A 16,601-nucleotide genomic window follows, 5' to 3' on the forward strand; every position below is an offset into this window, starting at 1 on the left:
ATTAAAGGCGGAAAAAGAATTCAATCAACGCGTCAGAATCGTATCAATGGTGAGATTCGCGCTCATGAAGTTCGTTTAACAGGTTTAGACGGCGAACAGATTGGAGTTGTTAGTCTGAAAGAGGCTCTTGAGAAAGCCGAGGAAGCAGGTGCTGATTTAGTTGAAATCAGTCCTAATGCCGAGCCGCCAGTTTGTCGTATTATGGACTACGGCAAATTCCTCTATGAGAAAAGTAAGACTCTCAAAGAACAGAAAAAGAAACAAAAGGTTATTCAGGTCAAGGAAGTTAAATTCCGTCCTGGTACAGATGAAGGCGACTATCAGGTCAAACTACGCAACCTGATTCGTTTTCTTGAAGATGGCGATAAAGCCAAAGTCACACTGCGTTTTCGTGGTCGTGAAATGGCACACCAACAAATCGGTATGGAAATGCTTAATCGCATCCGTGAAGATTTGGATGAACTGGCTTCTGTTGAATCTTTCCCTAATAAGATTGAAGGTCGTCAGATGATCATGGTGCTAGCGCCGAAGAAGAAATAGTTAGGCAATTCAAGTAATAGCGTCAGTCTTTATTGACTGACTGCTATTCGCCTTATTATTTTATGTTATTAACAATGCGAAGTGGATTATAGAAATGCCAAAGATTAAAACAGTACGCGGTGCAGCTAAACGCTTTAAAAAGACTGCAGGTGGTGGTTTTAAGCGTAAGCACGCTAACCTCCGTCACATTCTGACTAAAAAATCAACTAAGCGTAAACGTCATTTACGTCCAAAAGGTATGATCTCTAAAGGAGATTTAGGCCTGGTCGTAGCTTGCCTACCATACGCATAAGTATCAGTTTTTTAACAGAATTATAGACATTAGGAGTGTTATATGGCTCGCGCTAAACGTGGTGTTATCGCCCGTGCTCGTCACAAGAAAATTTTAAAGCAAGCTAAAGGTTATTACGGTGCACGTTCTCGTGTATATCGTGTAGCTTTCCAGGCTGTTATCAAAGCTGGTCAATATGCGTACCGTGACCGTCGTCAGAAAAAACGTCAGTTCCGTCAGCTGTGGATTGCGCGTATCAACGCAGCAGCTCGTCAGAACGGCATGTCTTACAGCCGTTTCATCAATGGATTAAGAAAAGCATCTATTGAAATCGACCGTAAGATCCTGGCGGATATCGCTGTATTCGACAAAGCTGCATTTGCTGCTTTAGTTGAAAAAGCGAAAGGTGCTCTGGCTTAATTAAGTCAATGGAAGAGGGAGTTAACTCCCTCTTTTATTTTGTCTAAATTTGTGGCTTAATGGTAAAATTCAATAAGTTACACATAATGAGAATGTCTCAATGTTAAATATCGCTTTTTTCCGCTTCTTTTTTTACTTTAGCGCCTAATTTTGGGGGCTTTTGCGCGTAAGAAAAGAAACGAAAAGTAGCGCCGGAGCCTCCATTTTGGAGGCTTTTTTGTTTTCAGTACTCAAACTTGAGTTCAGAAATCAAAAGGGCAATTTTTTAATCGTCATCATTGATAACAACTAATAGACCTCATCAGGTCAAAGGAAGAGGAAACGATGCCACATCTCGCTGAACTCGTTGCTCAAGCTAAAGCAGCTATCGAAGAGGCACAGGATGTTGCTGCGCTGGATTCGGTTCGTGTTGAATACTTGGGGAAAAAAGGTCATTTAACGCTCCAGATGTCCACGCTGCGCGACTTACCCGCTGAAGAGCGTCCAGCTGCTGGAGCGGTCATTAATCAGGCAAAACAAGAGGTTCAGCAAGCACTGAACGCTCGTAAAGAACAAATGGAATCAGCGCTATTAAACGAACGTTTAGCGGCTGAGAAAATTGATGTCTCTTTGCCTGGACGTCGTATTGAAAATGGTGGTCTGCACCCTGTTACTCGCACAATTGAACGTATTGAAACTTTCTTTGGTGAATTAGGGTTCTCTGTGGAATCAGGCCCTGAAATTGAAGATGACTATCATAACTTTGATGCGTTAAATATTCCTGCTCATCACCCTGCAAGAGCTGATCATGACACTTTCTGGTTTGATGCTAAACGTTTATTGCGTACTCAAACCTCTGGTGTACAAATTCGCACTATGCAAAATAAACAGCCACCGATCCGCATTATTGCACCTGGCCGTGTTTATCGTAATGACTATGACCAAACTCATACTCCAATGTTCCATCAAGTTGAAGGCTTAATTGTTGATAAAGACATTAGCTTCACTAATTTAAAAGGAACACTGCACGATTTTCTGAAAAACTTCTTTGAAGAAGATATGGAAATTCGCTTCCGCCCATCTTATTTTCCATTTACAGAGCCTTCAGCCGAAGTTGATGTAATGGGTAAAAATGGCAAATGGTTAGAAGTCTTGGGCTGCGGTATGGTGCATCCAAATGTGTTGCGTAATGTAGGTATCGATCCTGAAGTTTATTCTGGTTTTGCTTTCGGGATGGGTATGGAACGCTTAACTATGTTACGTTACGGTGTCACCGATTTACGTTCATTCTTCGAAAATGATCTTCGTTTCCTCAAACAGTTTAAATAAGGTGGGATTATCTCATGAAATTCAGTGAACTTTGGTTACGTGAGTGGGTAAACCCAGCAATTAGTAGCGAAGAGCTTTCTGAACAGCTAACCATGGCTGGCCTTGAAGTTGATGGTGTAGAGCCTGTTGCCGGTGATTTTCACGGTGTTGTTGTGGGTGAAGTGGTTGAATGTGGACAACACCCAAATGCAGATAAACTACGAGTGACAAAAGTCAATGTCGGTGGTGAGCGTTTATTGGACATCGTGTGTGGTGCGCCAAATTGTCGCCAAGGCTTAAAAGTTGCTGTAGCAACGGTTGGGGCGGTATTACCGGGTAACTTTAAAATTAAAGCAGCCAAACTACGTGGTGAGCCTTCAGAAGGTATGCTGTGCTCTTTTTCTGAATTAGCTATCTCAGAAAACCATGAAGGCATTATCGAATTACCTGCTGATGCACCTATCGGTACCGATATTCGCGAATACTTAAAATTAAATGATAATGCGATTGAAATCAGCATTACACCAAACCGAGCAGATTGCTTAGGTATTATGGGTGTTGCTCGCGATATCGCGGTCATTAATAAAATGACATGCCAAATCCCTGATATGTCACCAATTGTAGCCACTTCTTCAGCGACATTTCCTGTGCGAGTTGAAGCACCACAAGCTTGTCCTCGCTATTTAGGTCGTGTTTTCACTAATGTGAATGTGAAAGCGAACACACCATTATGGATGCAAGAAAAATTACGTCGTGGTGGTATTCGCTCTATCGATCCAATCGTTGATATCACTAACTTTGTCTTACTTGAAATGGGACAACCATTACATGCGTTTGATCTTGACCATGTCGATGGGGCTGTGGTTGTTCGTATGGGCAAAGAGGGTGAAAAACTAACTTTACTTGATGGTAATGAAATCACCTTAAAAGATGATGTACTGGTTATTGCTGATGAAAAACAAGCATTAGGAATGGCAGGTATTTTCGGTGGTGAATCTTCTGGTGTTAATGAAGAAACTAAAAACGTATTTTTAGAGTGCGCATTCTTCTCTCCATTAGCGATCACCGGCCGTGCACGTCGTTATGGTTTACATACCGATGCATCTCATCGTTTTGAGCGTGGTGTTGATTCAGCGCTGCAATATCAGGCCATTGAGCGAGCAACGAAATTATTACTCGAAATTTGTGGTGGTGAAGTGGGTGAAATTATTGATGTCACCAATGACAGCTATTTACCCCATGTCGCTCCTATCAAATTAACACGTGCAAAATTAGACCGTTTATTAGGTCATGTTATTGATGATGAACAAGTTGTTGATTCGTTAACACGTTTAGGTTTTGGCGTCACCGTTGAAAATGACGGGTGGTTAGCCACTGTGCCTTCATGGCGTTTTGATGTTGAAATTGAAGAAGACTTAATTGAAGAAGTTGCACGTATTTACGGGTATAACAATATTCCAGATGTACCTTTACGTGCCGATCTGATTATGACAGACCACTGTGAAGCGGATCTGCCATTAAAACGTGTAAAAACCATGCTGGTTGATAATGGATTCCAAGAAGCTATCACTTATAGCTTTGTTGATCCGAAGATCCAAAGCTTACTACATCCTAATGAAGAAGCGTTGATCTTACCTAACCCAATTTCTGCCGATATGTCAGCCATGCGTTTGTCATTGTTGACCGGATTATTAACCACAGTGGTTTACAATCAGAACCGTCAACAGGCTAGAGTTAGGTTATTTGAAGCAGGTCTGCGTTTTGTTCCTGATAATCAAGCAGAATATGGAATACGTCAGGAACTTATGCTAGCTGGTGTGATCGCGGGCAACCGTTATGAAGAACATTGGACTTTAGAGAAGCAAACTGTTGATTTCTTTGATTTGAAAGGTAATATTGAATCAATTCTGGAATTGACAGGCCAGTTAGATGAAATTACATTTAAACCAGCCAATCATTCAGCGCTCCATCCGGGACAAAGTGCTGAGATTTATCTGAGAAATGAATATATTGGCTGTATTGGTGTTGTTCACCCAGAGCTTGAACGTAAACTTGATTTAAACGGCCGTACGGTAGTATTCGAAATACGTTGGGACGCAATCGCAAACCGCAATTTACCGCAAGCGAAAGCTGTTTCACGTTTCCCTTCGAATCGTAGAGATATCGCTGTAGTTGTTCCAAATGATGTGGCTGCAGAAGATATTTTAGCTGAATGTAAGAAAGTTGGCGGAAATCAAATAGTTGGCATAAACTTATTTGACGTGTATTGTGGTAAGGGAGTAGCGGAGGGTTATAAGAGCCTCGCTATTAGCTTAATCTTGCAGGATATCGAGCATACTCTGGAAGAAGATGAGATTGCTGCCACAGTCAATACCTGTGTTGCAGCATTGAAACAGCGATTCCAAGCATCCTTGAGGGACTAGACCTATGGCGCTTACAAAAGCTGAAATGGCAGAAAATCTGTTTGAAAAACTTGGCGTTAGCAAACGCGATGCAAAAGACCTTGTAGAAGCCTTTTTTGAGGAAGTGCGTCGTTCTCTGGAAAATGGAGAACAGGTGAAGCTGTCTGGATTCGGAAACTTTGACCTACGTGATAAAAATCAGCGCCCAGGTCGTAACCCGAAAACAGGGGAAGATATTCCTATTACAGCCCGCCGTGTTGTAACTTTCCGCCCGGGACAAAAGTTAAAAAGCCGGGTTGAAAATGCGACACCAAAAGAGTAATACTTAAACACCAAAACGGCTTTCTATTGAAAGCCGTTTTTTTTGCGACTTACTTCTACGATTTACTCCTTCTATTTTTCTTTTGCTTATCTGTGATAAGCGCCTAATAGTCATTTTATTGTTTAAATAAGATGTGCTTGAGGGGAATAATCATTGGTTTAAAATTAATCATACTGGAAGGTTTATTTCTTTAAGATAGAAAATTTAATTTTCTTCATTGAAAGGGACTGTGTTATGTTGCCCTACATTTATTAGCAATATATTTATAAAAATAGCGTAATTTATGGGCTATTTACTAAACAATATGAATAATCAATATGATGATCCGCTTAATCAATTACGAAACAAACAGCAAATTAGTGATAAGCTAAAACTCACTTTGCTGGCGTTAGTTTTATTTGTTCTTATTGTTATCTCACTTTCAGCCGGTGAAATTTGGTTATTCCCCAATAAATGGCTCACTGAAGAAGCTAGTTTATTTATTTGGCAAATTAGGCTTCCAAGAATATTGGCTGTGATGATGGTTGGCGCAAGCTTAGCGATTGCTGGTGCCATTATGCAGGCAATCTTTGAAAATCCGTTAGCAGAGCCGGGACTTTTAGGTGTAAGCAGTGGTGCGGGTGTTTGTGTTGTGTTACTGATTGTTTTCCAATTAGGAACTGCATACTGGTTAATAAGCAGTGCCGCGATATTAGGGGCTTTGGGGATCACCTGCTTATTAATGTTTTTCTCACAAATAAAAAAACTATCTAATGCTCAATTATTATTAATAGGCGTAGCATTAGGGGTATTAGCAAGTGCTGTTATGACTTGGCTGGTCTATTTTAGCTCTGCGTTAGATTTAAGACAATTAATGTACTGGCTTATGGGGAGCTTTAGTGGCATTGACTGGCGTCACCAAATATTATTTTGGGCATTACTTCCAATCATCACACTTCTTATTTGGCAAGCCGATATTTTAAATTACCTTTCTCTGGGGAGTTTTGAAGCCAAAAAACTCGGCATTTCTGTGATTATATGGCGTAATTGGTTTATTTTAACCGTTGGTTTATTAATTGGTTTTAGCGTTGCTCTAGCCGGCGCAATTAGTTTTGTCGGGTTGATTGTACCGCATTTATTACGATTGTCTGGTATCACACATTATAAAACCTTGTTACCGGGCTGTGCTTTAACAGGAGCGAGTTTACTGATATTCGCTGATTTAATATCAAGGCTGATGTTAAATGGCGCAGAAGTCCCTATTGGCGTGATAACTGCCACCTTAGGCGCACCTCTTTTTATTTGGTTATTAGCCACTAAACAGATGGAGCGCTTATAATATGGCACAATTAAAACTATATAAATTAGCTGTCAATAAAAGACTATATGGTATTACTGAACAAGTTAATGATGGCGAACGCATTCATTTAATTGGCGCGAATGGGGCGGGTAAAAGTACGTTGTTAATGGCCATTGCTGGTGAAGTTTCATACGTTGGAAATATATTTTTAAACGAAACTTCAATGAGAGATTATAAAATTGTCGAACTTTCTAGAATACAAAGCGTTGTTAGACAACAATCGTTAGCTTTGCCATTTATGCCAGTGTTTCATTATCTTTCTTTATCCTATCAGTTATCAAAAATGGATATTCAAGAATTGAATGCACTATTAAGCGATTTTCAAATCAATAAATTATTGTCAAAAAATATTCATCATTTATCTGGTGGGGAATGGCAACGCGTTCGGATTGTTGCCACTTTTATACAATTATGGTCAAGCGATGATTTAACAGGAAAATTAATGATGCTTGATGAGCCGACAAATAATTTAGATATTGTACAACTTACTTTATTGGATAAATGGCTAGATAAATTTTGTCTACAAGGTGGCAGTATTATTATGAGTACTCATGATTTGAATCATTCTTATCTAAAAGCAGATAAGTTATGGTTTATGTTAGAGGGAACAATAATCAACTCAGGTGACTCAGCACTTTTGTTGGATGAAAATTTATTATCTACTACATTTAATACTAAGATTAGATGTAATAGATCAGCAAATAGTGTAATTTGGCAAGTAATAGAGTGATGTTATTGAGTCAGAGTCTGCGCATCGGAAATTATTAAGCCTTCTTTAAGGCTTTCTTAATAACAACGGGTGCTGTGAAACAGCAAATTGTATATAATTAGTTTTTATTCATTCATTAATTAGGCTACATTTTTATGAGTCACTTTCTTCCATTCTCCCGTCCTGCTATCGGGGATGAAGAGATTAAAGCAGTTGAAAGCGTTTTACGCTCCGGCTGGATCACAACAGGTCCCCAAAATCATCAGCTAGAACAAGATTTTTGTGAAAAATTTGGTAGCAAACATGCTATTGCGGTTTGTTCTGCAACAGCGGGTATGCATGTTGTTTTGATGGCAATGGGAATAGGGCCTGGTGATGAAGTTATTACACCTTCCCAAACTTGGGTATCAACTATCAATATCATTACGTTATTAGGCGCAGAGCCAGTAATGGTCGATATTGATCGTGACACATTAATGGTCAGCGCTGAATCGGTAAAAAAAGCGATTACCCCAAGAACCAAAGCAATCATCCCTGTGCATTATGCCGGAGCGCCTTGTGATCTTGATGCACTAAGAGCGGTTGCTGATGAGGCGGGCATTCCTCTGATTGAAGATGCAGCACATGCGATAGGTACTCGATATAAAGATGAATGGATAGGTGAGAAGGGAACTTCTATTTTTTCTTTTCATGCCATTAAAAATGTCACTTGTGCCGAAGGTGGATTAGTTGTTACGGACGATGATGAATTAGCCAATCGAGTCCGTTGCTTAAAATTTCATGGTTTGGGTGTTGATGCTTTTGATCGTCAAATCCAAGGACGTAAACCTCAAGCGGAAGTCGTTGAGCCTGGTTATAAATATAATCTCTCGGATATTCATGCTGCTATCGCGGTAGTGCAATTAAGTCGCTTAGAAGAAATGAATGCTAAACGTGCTGAGTTAGTTGCCCTTTATCGTGAAAAACTTCAAGATTCACCATTGGAAATGTTAAGTGTGCCGGAATATCCACACTTACATGCTAACCATCTCTTTATGGTCAGAGTTGATAAAAATGCCTGTGGTATCGATCGTGATACATTTATGGAAAAACTCAAACAAAAAGAGATTGGTACAGGGCTTCATTTCCGTGCTGCGCATACACAAAAATATTATCGTGAGCGCTACCCTTCGTTATCCCTTCCTCAATCAGAATGGAACTCTGCAACGTTATGCTCGCTGCCGCTGTTTCCTGATATGAGCAATAAAGATGTTATTCGCGTTGTCGATGCGATCAATGAAATTCTTTCGGAGCATATCTAGTGTCAACATTTGAAAAAATCAATAAAGTATCAGTCGTTATTCCCGTTTATAACGAGGAAGAGAGTCTCCCACAGCTTTTAGAGCGAACAATCAAAAGCTGTAAACAGTTAGAACAAGAGTATGAGCTGATCCTTGTTGATGACGGAAGCAGTGATAATTCAGCAAAAATGCTAGAAGAAGCTGCCAACATTGAAGATAACCATGTTATTGCGATTATTTTAAATCGCAACTATGGTCAACACTCCGCTATTATGGCGGGTTTTAACCAAGCTGATGGGGATTTAGTCATTACCTTAGATGCTGATTTACAAAACCCACCAGAGGAGATCCCCCGTTTAGTGGCAACCGCAGAAGAGGGGTATGATGTTGTCGGAACTCGACGCCGTAACCGTCAAGATTCGTGGTTTCGTAAAACGGCCTCTAAAATGATTAATGCCATGATAACCAAGGCAACAGGTCGTTCAATGGGGGATTATGGTTGTATGTTAAGAGCATATCGTCGTCATATTATTGATGCGATGTTGCAATGCCATGAGCGTAGTACTTTTATCCCAATTTTAGCGAATACCTTCGCTCGTCGTACGATTGAAATTGAAGTCGCTCACGCTGAGCGTGAATATGGTGATTCAAAATACAGTTTCTTAAAACTCATCAATTTGATGTACGACTTATTAACCTGTCTGACAACTGCACCATTACGTTTATTAAGTGTCGTAGGTAGTGTGATTGCTGTTGCCGGCTTTTTACTTGCCGTATTACTGATTGTACTACGACTTATTTTCGGTGCAATTTGGGCGGCAGACGGAGTGTTTACACTCTTTGCTATCTTATTCATGTTTATCGGTGCGCAGTTCGTTGCAATGGGTCTATTAGGTGAATATATAGGCCGAATTTATAATGATGTAAGAGCGCGTCCTCGGTATTTTATCCAAAAAGTGGTTGGCGTTAAAAAACCCAACAAAAATCAGGAAGAAGACTAATGAAAGCAATAGTATTTGCCTATCATGATATTGGCTGTGTTGGTTTAAAAGCACTTGAAAAAGCGGGTTTCGATATTCAAGCTGTATTTACCCATACTGACGATCCTAACGAAAATCATTTCTTCTCATCCGTAGCGCGTGTTAGCGCAGAAATGGGATTAACCGTGTTTGCTCCAGAAAACGTTAATCATCCATTATGGATTGAGCGTATTCGTGAGATGAAGCCAGATGTCATTTTCTCTTTCTATTATCGCCATATGCTAAGCGATGAGATCCTGAATTTAGCACCTAAAGGTGCATTTAATTTACATGGCTCTTTATTACCTAAATATCGCGGTCGTGCACCTATCAATTGGGCCATTGTTAATGGTGAAACTGAAACAGGTGTCACTTTACATAAAATGACGGCTAAAGCAGATGCTGGTGATATCGTTGCACAAGAAAAAGTAACGATTGAAGATACTGATACTTCATTAATTTTACATGAAAAAGTCAGAGAAGCTGCGGCGAAATTAATGGCTCATACGTTACCGCATATCGCCTCAGGTAACTATTCAACAACAGCGCAAGATGAAAGCCAAGCAACTTATTATGGTCGTCGTTGTGCTGATGACGGTTTAATTGACTGGAATGCAGATGCTAAAACGGTTCATAATTTAGTTCGCGCCGTTACTGAACCATACCCAGGTGCTTTCACTTTCTTAGGTGAGCGCAAAATGATTATCTGGCGTGCACGTCCAGTGGCAGATAACCAAGGTAAACGTCCGGGTACTGTTATTTCGACTGAGCCTTTAGTTATCGCATGTGCGAAAGGTGCAATTGAAGTTATCACAGGTCAAAGTGAAAATGGTCTTTATGTTCAAGGCAGCCGTTTAGCCACTGAAATGGGGATCGTGACAGATGTACGCGTTGGACCAAAAGCAACAGCACAAGTGAAACGTCGTCAACGTGTACTGATTTTAGGTGTCAATGGCTTTATTGGTAACCACCTAACTGAGCGTTTATTAAAAGATGGTAACTATGATATCTACGGTATGGATATCGGTTCATCAGCAATTGAACGCTTTATTGGTAACCCTCGTTTCCACTTTATTGAAGGTGATGTCAGCATTCATACAGAATGGATTGAGTATCACATCAAGAAATGTGATGTGATCTTGCCATTAGTAGCGATTGCAACACCGATTGAATATACCCGTAATCCATTACGTGTATTTGAATTAGACTTTGAAGAGAACTTAAAAATTGTTCGTTATTGTGTTAAATACAATAAACGTATTATTTTCCCATCCACATCAGAAGTATACGGTATGTGTGATGATAAAGAGTTCGATGAAGATAATTCACGCTTAATCGTCGGTCCTATTAATAAACAACGTTGGATTTACTCTGTTTCTAAACAGTTATTAGACCGAGTTATTTGGGCTTATGGTGCTAAAGAAGGGCTGAAATTCACTTTATTCCGTCCATTTAACTGGATGGGGCCACGTCTTGATAACTTAAATTCAGCGCGTATTGGTAGCTCTCGTGCAATTACTCAGTTAATTTTGAACCTAGTGGAAGGCTCACCGATTAAACTGGTTGATGGTGGTGAGCAAAAACGTTGTTTCACTGATATCAATGATGGTATTGAAGCATTATTCCGCATTATTGAAAATCGTGATAACAAATGTGATGGTCAGATCATCAATATCGGTAACCCAACTAACGAAGCTAGTATTCGTGAGCTAGCAGAAATGCTGTTAGATTGCTTTGAAAAACATGAGTTACGCGGTCACTTCCCTCCATTTGCTGGCTTCAAGAAAATCGAAAGTAGCAGCTACTACGGTAAAGGCTATCAAGATGTTGAACACCGCAAACCAAGCATCAAAAATGCTGAGCGTCTATTAGATTGGAAACCAACTATCGAAACACGCCAAACGGTAGAAGAGACATTAGACTTCTTCTTACGTGGTGCAGTTGAAGAGTTAGGTAATAAGTAATGAAGAAAGTTGGCTTGAGAGTCGATGTGGATACTTATCGAGGTACAAAAGAAGGTATTCCACAATTGCTGGATGTCTTTAACAAGCATAACATTCAGGCCAGCTTTTTCTTCAGTGTCGGTCCAGATAATATGGGGCGCCATTTATGGCGCCTTTTAAAACCGAAATTTCTGTGGAAAATGCTAAGGTCGAATGCCGCTTCATTATATGGACTGGATATTCTATTGGCCGGTACGGCGTGGCCGGGTAAAAAAATTGCCAAAAATTTAGGCTATTTGATGAAACAAACCCAAGATGCGGGGCATGAAGTCGGATTACACTCATGGGATCATCAAGGTTGGCAAGCTAAAGTAGGCCGTTGGTCAACAGAAGAATTAATGCAACAGGTTCGTTTAGGTGTAGAAGCACTGGAAAAAGCACTTGAAAAACCTGTAAAATGTTCTGCGGTTGCTGGGTGGCGTGCTGATGAACGTGTTTTAATGGTTAAAGAAGCTTTCCAATTTGACTACAATAGTGATTGTCGGGGAACGCATCCATTTAGGCCAGTTCTAGAAAATGGTTCTATCGGTACAGTGCAAATTCCAGTAACATTACCAACTTATGATGAAGTGGTCGGTACTAAGGTAAAGGACGAAGATTTTAATCAATTTATTATTGATGAAATCAAAAAAGATCAGGGTATACCTGTTTATACTATTCATACCGAAGTTGAGGGAATGTCAAAAGCGGCTCAATTTGAGCAGTTATTGGCAATGATTGCAAACGAAGGCATCGAATTCTGTCCATTAAGCCATCTACTACCACAAGATATAGACATGCTTCCGATGGGTAAAGTTGTCCGATCTGACTTTCCAGGTCGAGAAGGCTGGTTAGGGTGCCAACAAGAGGTCTAACAAAACTATGTTGAATAACCGGGCGAGTAAAATCGGGGCCATCCTCTTGGCTCTTTTTTTTGTTCTTACCTACTTATTTCCATTGAACAGCCGGTTATTATGGCAACCTGATGAAACACGTTATGCGGAAATTAGCCGTGAAATGGTGGTGAGCGGGAACTGGATTGTTCCCCATATGCTTGATATCCGCTATTTTGAAAAACCAGTAGCAGGTTACTGGATTAATAATATTAGCCAGTTAATATTTGGCCACACCAATTTTGCCGTACGCTTTGGTTCAGTTATTTCTATCCTATTAAGTGCGCTACTTATTTATTTATTAGCACGGATGATGTGGCGTAATCGTCAAGTCGCTTTTGTGGCTAGCTTAATTTATTTATCCATGTTTTTGGTGTTTAGCGTCGGAACTTATAGCGTACTTGATCCGATGTTAGCGCTTTGGGTTACTGCAAGTATGGTGTGTTGTTTTTGGGCGTTGAAAGCAACCACGGTAAAAACGCGTATACTGGCATGGATAACGCTAGGTTTAGCTTGTGGTATGGCCTTTATGACCAAAGGCTTTTTGGCATTAGCTATCCCTGTTATCGTGATGATCCCTGTAACCCTTTACCAAAAACAGTTCACTCGGATGTTACTCTATGGTGTGCTTGCTGTTTTAAGTGCGGCGTTAATTAGCTTGCCATGGGTTTTAGCGGTGGCGAAGGCTGAGCCTGATTATTGGCACTATTTCTTTTGGGTTGAGCATATCCAGCGTTTTTCTGGTGATGATGCTCAGCATAGTTCTCCTTTCTGGTATTACATCCCTATAATTTTACTGGGTGTTATTCCTTGGCTTGGATTATTACCAGGGGCACTAACTAGTGCATGGAAGAAGCGCCGTAAGCGTCCTGAACTCTTTTTCTTACTATGTTGGTTTGTAGTACCTTTCCTATTTTTTAGTATCGCGAAAGGTAAATTACCTACTTACATGTTGCCATTTATGGGACCGTTGGCGATGCTAATGGCCAAATACGGTGTAGACTGTGCTAGAAAATTTAAAATGAAAGCACTGCGCATTAATGGCTATATTAATATTTTTATTGGTGTTGCTGCTGTTGTTGCGATATTAATTATTCAATTGGTTTCTTCTAAACCTATCTATATGCCTTATGAATGGTCCAAATGGGTATTAGCGATTGTCGCTTTCTCATTATGGGGCATCATTGGTTATCTCTGCTCTACATTAAATGGTAAACATTGGCTATGGGCAGCCTCTTGCTCTTTAGGGGTAAGCTTATGTATTGGGCAAGCCATTCCCAATAGCTCTATTGATGGTAAATTACCGCAAGAGTTTATTCGCCAAAATATCGATACCCTCAATGCGAGCAAATATATAGTCAGTAACAGCGTTGGTGTGGGGGCTGGATTAGCTTGGGAATTGCAACGTAGCGATATCTACCTTTATGAGAGAACAGGGGAATTAACCTATGGAATTGAATATCCAGATTCTCAACATAGATTACTAAAACCTGAAAGTTTTGAGCAATGGTTAGAAAATGCCAGAAAAGAAGGTAATGTCTCTGTGGTGATCACTTATAAAGATCCGAAGAAACTGGCACAGATGCCACGACCTGAAGAGTTAGTGACGAATCGTCGTATGGCTATTTTGACCTATGAGAAACGTAAGTAATGGCCTTTTTTTTGTTACTTATTGTTAGTTTGCTAACCTGTATTGGCCAAGTTTGTCAGAAACAAGCAGTGGTGAGTTGGCAAAATAATTCAACCACTAAAGCCAGAAAGACGATTTTCTGGCTTATTACTGCCATCGCTATGCTAGGCTTTGGCATGTTATTTTGGTTACGTTTACTGCAAATCCTCCCACTTAGTATTGCTTATCCGATGTTGAGTATTAACTTTATTGTCGTCACTTTGATAGGCCAATTTATCTATAAAGAGACGGTTAATGTGAAACATTGGATTGGTATTGCCTCGATTATGTTAGGTATTGTGTTGATGAGTATGCAGTCATGAAAACCGGTTACTTATGGGCTATCGCCAGCGCATTATTAGTCACAGTTGCACAACTACTGTTAAAAATAGGTATGTCAGAATTACCTGATCTGCAATTAGAAAAACAGTGGTTTGATCTTCATTGGTTATGGGCAAACATAATACCTATCAGCGTTGTTTTCGTGGGACTGATTGGCTACGTACTGTCAATGGTTTGTTGGTTATTGACTTTACGTACAATCCCCCTAAACAAAGCTTATCCACTCATCAGCCTTAGCTATGTCTTTGTTTATATTCTCGCGGTGGTCTTACCTTGGTTTCAAGAAACACTGTCGTGGTCTAAAACAATAGGTATCATTTTTATTATGCTAGGTGTTTGGTTAATAAGCCAAAAAACGGAGCAAACAACATCGCATTAGCTTAACTGATCAAGTGTTATTTTCTCTTTAAAGTGAGCTATTGTGCGATTGACACTATCAATGCTTGTGTATTCACCTTCAATCACTTGTTTTTACGTAAAAAAGCAGATAGATTTTAAATCTATTGTCAATAATTGGGTGGATGCAATGAGAAAGCCTACTTTTTATTCTTTCTTACTCTGTATTATTCTGCTAGCTGGATGCTCATCGAGTCCCTCTAAGCGTCTCCCACCCGCGCCCCCGTTAAAAACGCAACTTTCTGATCCTATTATGGTCATTGTGCAATTAAAATCTCAGCTAGAGCAATGGTATGGTACGCCTTATCGCTATGGTGGCATGAGCCCATCAGGTATTGATTGCTCAGGGTTTGTGTATAGGACTTATAGTGATCGTTTTGATATACAACTGCCAAGAATGACTATCGATCAAACTAAATATGGTACACAAATTAGTAAAAGTGATTTGATGCCTGGTGATTTAGTATTTTTCAAAACAGGAGGAGGGGATAACGGGCTTCATGTTGGTATTTATGATACTGACAATACCTTTATTCATGCTTCTACCAGTAAAGGCGTTATTCGTTCATCATTAGATAATGCCTATTGGAAAAAAACTTTCTGGCAGGCTCGTCGATTGTAATTTTGTGCCATTGAAGGCGCTAACCTACTGAGTGTTATGCTATCTTATAGCTAACTTTTTTCATATAGGGATATCTTATGTCAGGCAAATTGCGTCTACTTCTTTCTGAGTCTTATGATCCATGGTTTAACCTTGCGGTTGAAGAGTGCATTTTTAAACAGATGCCAGCTGATCAACGAGTCCTTTTTTTATGGCGTAATGATAATACTGTGGTGATTGGTCGAGCACAAAACCCATGGAAAGAGTGTAATACCCGAAAAATGGAAGAAGATGGTGTGAAATTGGCGCGTCGCTCAAGTGGTGGCGGTGCAGTATTTCATGATCTAGGTAATACCTGTTTTACCTTTATGGCAGGCAAACCCGAATATAATAAAACCATTTCGACGCAAATTATTTTAGATGGGTTATCGAAAGCCGGCATACAAGCAACGGCATCAGGACGAAATGATTTAGTCGTACCATTGGCTGATGGTGAAAGAAAAATTTCTGGCTCAGCCTATAAAGAAACAAAAGATCGTGGTTTTCATCATGGTACTTTATTAATTAATGCTGATTTATCTCGTTTAGCTAACTATTTAAATCCAGATCCGAAAAAACTACAGGCGAAAGGGATCACTTCGGTGCGCTCTCGTGTCACTAATTTAGTGGAATTAAAACCCGATATAACTCATGAAAAGTTATGCCAAGCGATTACTGACAGTTTTTTTGACTATTATGGTGAGCGTGTTGAAGCTGAAATTATTTCACCACAAAAATTACCTGATTTACCGGGTTTTGCAGAAACATTTGCAAAACAAAGTAGTTGGGAGTGGAATTTTGGTCAAGCGCCTGCGTTTTCACATCTATTAGATAATCGCTTTAAATGGGGTGGTGTTGAGCTGCACTTTGATATTGAACGCGGTACGATTATTAGAAGCCAAATTTATACCGACAGTTTAGATCCCGCACCATTAGAAAAGTTATCGCAGATGTTAGTTGGACAGCGTTATGCTTCTAGTTCGATGAAAAGACTATTAGCGCAATTAATAGAGCAGTACCCAAATAACCAATCAGAGCTTGAAGAGCTGCAACAGTGGCTTGTTCATGCGCTTTCTTAATTGATTATTAT

The 16,601-nt window shown here is 39.9% G+C and carries 18 protein-coding genes and 1 other annotated feature; all 18 genes read left to right on the forward strand.

Annotation, left to right across the window (positions count from 1 at the left end):
• Positions 1-540: a translation initiation factor IF-3 gene (infC, locus tag AACV01_RS04415; protein WP_012367833.1), complete on the forward strand. Its 540-nt coding sequence runs from the start codon at positions 1-3 to the stop codon at positions 538-540.
• Positions 541-634: 94 nt separating this feature from the next.
• Positions 635-832 (forward strand): 50S ribosomal protein L35, encoded by a 198-nt coding sequence (gene rpmI, locus AACV01_RS04420; protein ID WP_004242608.1) that lies wholly within the window; start codon positions 635-637, stop codon positions 830-832.
• 42 nt (positions 833-874) lie between these two features.
• Positions 875-1,231 carry a 50S ribosomal protein L20 gene (gene rplT / locus AACV01_RS04425; protein ID WP_004242609.1) on the forward strand — a complete coding sequence of 119 codons (357 nt, stop codon included), beginning with the start codon at positions 875-877 and terminating at the stop codon, positions 1,229-1,231.
• 99 nt (positions 1,232-1,330) lie between these two features.
• Positions 1,331-1,453: a sequence feature (Phe leader region), on the forward strand.
• Positions 1,332-1,379: a pheST operon leader peptide PheM gene (pheM, locus tag AACV01_RS17845; protein ID WP_120655563.1), complete on the forward strand. Its 48-nt coding sequence runs from the start codon at positions 1,332-1,334 to the stop codon at positions 1,377-1,379. It overlaps the preceding feature by 48 nt.
• 102 nt (positions 1,454-1,555) lie before the next feature.
• Positions 1,556-2,539 (forward strand): phenylalanine--tRNA ligase subunit alpha, encoded by a 984-nt coding sequence (pheS, locus tag AACV01_RS04430; protein ID WP_004242610.1) that lies wholly within the window; start codon positions 1,556-1,558, stop codon positions 2,537-2,539.
• Positions 2,540-2,553: 14 nt separating this feature from the next.
• Positions 2,554-4,941 carry a phenylalanine--tRNA ligase subunit beta gene (pheT, locus tag AACV01_RS04435; protein ID WP_161682494.1) on the forward strand — a complete coding sequence of 796 codons (2,388 nt, stop codon included), beginning with the start codon at positions 2,554-2,556 and terminating at the stop codon, positions 4,939-4,941.
• A 4-nt stretch (positions 4,942-4,945) separates the two neighbouring features.
• Entirely contained in the window at positions 4,946-5,242 is a 297-nt protein-coding gene (gene ihfA / locus AACV01_RS04440) for an integration host factor subunit alpha (RefSeq protein ID WP_004242612.1), read from the forward strand.
• Between the two features lie 283 nt (positions 5,243-5,525).
• Positions 5,526-6,560 (forward strand): vitamin B12 ABC transporter permease BtuC, encoded by a 1,035-nt coding sequence (gene btuC, locus AACV01_RS04445; RefSeq protein WP_060554626.1) that lies wholly within the window; start codon positions 5,526-5,528, stop codon positions 6,558-6,560.
• A gap of 1 nt (position 6,561) precedes the next feature.
• Positions 6,562-7,311, forward strand: coding sequence for a vitamin B12 ABC transporter ATP-binding protein BtuD (locus tag AACV01_RS04450; RefSeq protein WP_161682496.1), 750 nt, complete (start codon positions 6,562-6,564; stop codon positions 7,309-7,311).
• Positions 7,312-7,445: 134 nt separating this feature from the next.
• On the forward strand, positions 7,446-8,591 hold the full coding sequence (gene arnB, locus AACV01_RS04455; RefSeq protein ID WP_036894814.1) for a UDP-4-amino-4-deoxy-L-arabinose aminotransferase: 1,146 nt from the start codon (positions 7,446-7,448) through the stop codon (positions 8,589-8,591).
• A complete protein-coding gene (gene arnC, locus AACV01_RS04460) occupies positions 8,591-9,571 on the forward strand; it encodes an undecaprenyl-phosphate 4-deoxy-4-formamido-L-arabinose transferase (RefSeq protein WP_004242618.1) in 981 nt (326 codons plus the stop codon). The genes arnB and arnC overlap by 1 nt, the downstream gene beginning before the upstream one ends.
• Positions 9,571-11,553: a bifunctional UDP-4-amino-4-deoxy-L-arabinose formyltransferase/UDP-glucuronic acid oxidase ArnA gene (gene arnA, locus AACV01_RS04465; RefSeq protein WP_004242621.1), complete on the forward strand. Its 1,983-nt coding sequence runs from the start codon at positions 9,571-9,573 to the stop codon at positions 11,551-11,553. Before arnC ends, arnA begins: the two co-directional genes overlap by 1 nt.
• Entirely contained in the window at positions 11,553-12,446 is an 894-nt protein-coding gene (gene arnD / locus AACV01_RS04470; RefSeq protein ID WP_004242622.1) for a 4-deoxy-4-formamido-L-arabinose-phosphoundecaprenol deformylase, read from the forward strand. Before arnA ends, arnD begins: the two co-directional genes overlap by 1 nt.
• A gap of 7 nt (positions 12,447-12,453) precedes the next feature.
• The gene (arnT, locus tag AACV01_RS04475) at positions 12,454-14,115 is read left to right on the forward strand and encodes a lipid IV(A) 4-amino-4-deoxy-L-arabinosyltransferase (protein WP_004247947.1); all 1,662 of its coding nucleotides are present in this window, start codon (positions 12,454-12,456) and stop codon (positions 14,113-14,115) included.
• Entirely contained in the window at positions 14,115-14,456 is a 342-nt protein-coding gene (gene arnE, locus AACV01_RS04480) for a 4-amino-4-deoxy-L-arabinose-phosphoundecaprenol flippase subunit ArnE (RefSeq protein ID WP_004247948.1), read from the forward strand. The genes arnT and arnE overlap by 1 nt, the downstream gene beginning before the upstream one ends.
• Positions 14,453-14,854, forward strand: a complete 402-nt coding sequence (arnF, locus tag AACV01_RS04485; protein WP_004242625.1) for a 4-amino-4-deoxy-L-arabinose-phosphoundecaprenol flippase subunit ArnF — start codon at positions 14,453-14,455, stop codon at positions 14,852-14,854. Before arnE ends, arnF begins: the two co-directional genes overlap by 4 nt.
• Positions 14,855-15,001: 147 nt before the next feature.
• Positions 15,002-15,493, forward strand: coding sequence for an NlpC/P60 family protein (locus AACV01_RS04490; RefSeq protein ID WP_012367837.1), 492 nt, complete (start codon positions 15,002-15,004; stop codon positions 15,491-15,493).
• 77 nt (positions 15,494-15,570) lie between these two features.
• Complete coding sequence (locus AACV01_RS04495; protein WP_017827232.1) at positions 15,571-16,590, forward strand: lipoate--protein ligase A; 1,020 nt, start codon at positions 15,571-15,573, stop codon at positions 16,588-16,590.
• The last annotated feature ends 11 nt before the right edge of the window (positions 16,591-16,601 follow it).

It is taken from the genome of Proteus sp. G2609 (assembly GCF_963896135.1).
Lineage (GTDB): Bacteria > Pseudomonadota > Gammaproteobacteria > Enterobacterales > Enterobacteriaceae > Proteus > Proteus mirabilis.

Coding starts and splice junctions, on each gene's coding strand:
- rpmI (WP_004242608.1), top strand. CDS start 635: ATGCCAAAGATTAAAACAGTACGCGGTGCAGCTAAACGCTTTAAAAAG.
- rplT (WP_004242609.1), top strand. CDS start 875: ATGGCTCGCGCTAAACGTGGTGTTATCGCCCGTGCTCGTCACAAGAAA.
- pheS (WP_004242610.1), top strand. CDS start 1,556: ATGCCACATCTCGCTGAACTCGTTGCTCAAGCTAAAGCAGCTATCGAA.
- pheT (WP_161682494.1), top strand. CDS start 2,554: ATGAAATTCAGTGAACTTTGGTTACGTGAGTGGGTAAACCCAGCAATT.
- ihfA (WP_004242612.1), top strand. CDS start 4,946: ATGGCGCTTACAAAAGCTGAAATGGCAGAAAATCTGTTTGAAAAACTT.
- btuC (WP_060554626.1), top strand. CDS start 5,526: ATGGGCTATTTACTAAACAATATGAATAATCAATATGATGATCCGCTT.
- AACV01_RS04450 (WP_161682496.1), top strand. CDS start 6,562: ATGGCACAATTAAAACTATATAAATTAGCTGTCAATAAAAGACTATAT.
- arnB (WP_036894814.1), top strand. CDS start 7,446: ATGAGTCACTTTCTTCCATTCTCCCGTCCTGCTATCGGGGATGAAGAG.
- arnA (WP_004242621.1), top strand. CDS start 9,571: ATGAAAGCAATAGTATTTGCCTATCATGATATTGGCTGTGTTGGTTTA.
- arnD (WP_004242622.1), top strand. CDS start 11,553: ATGAAGAAAGTTGGCTTGAGAGTCGATGTGGATACTTATCGAGGTACA.
- arnT (WP_004247947.1), top strand. CDS start 12,454: ATGTTGAATAACCGGGCGAGTAAAATCGGGGCCATCCTCTTGGCTCTT.
- arnE (WP_004247948.1), top strand. CDS start 14,115: ATGGCCTTTTTTTTGTTACTTATTGTTAGTTTGCTAACCTGTATTGGC.
- arnF (WP_004242625.1), top strand. CDS start 14,453: ATGAAAACCGGTTACTTATGGGCTATCGCCAGCGCATTATTAGTCACA.
- AACV01_RS04490 (WP_012367837.1), top strand. CDS start 15,002: ATGAGAAAGCCTACTTTTTATTCTTTCTTACTCTGTATTATTCTGCTA.
- AACV01_RS04495 (WP_017827232.1), top strand. CDS start 15,571: ATGTCAGGCAAATTGCGTCTACTTCTTTCTGAGTCTTATGATCCATGG.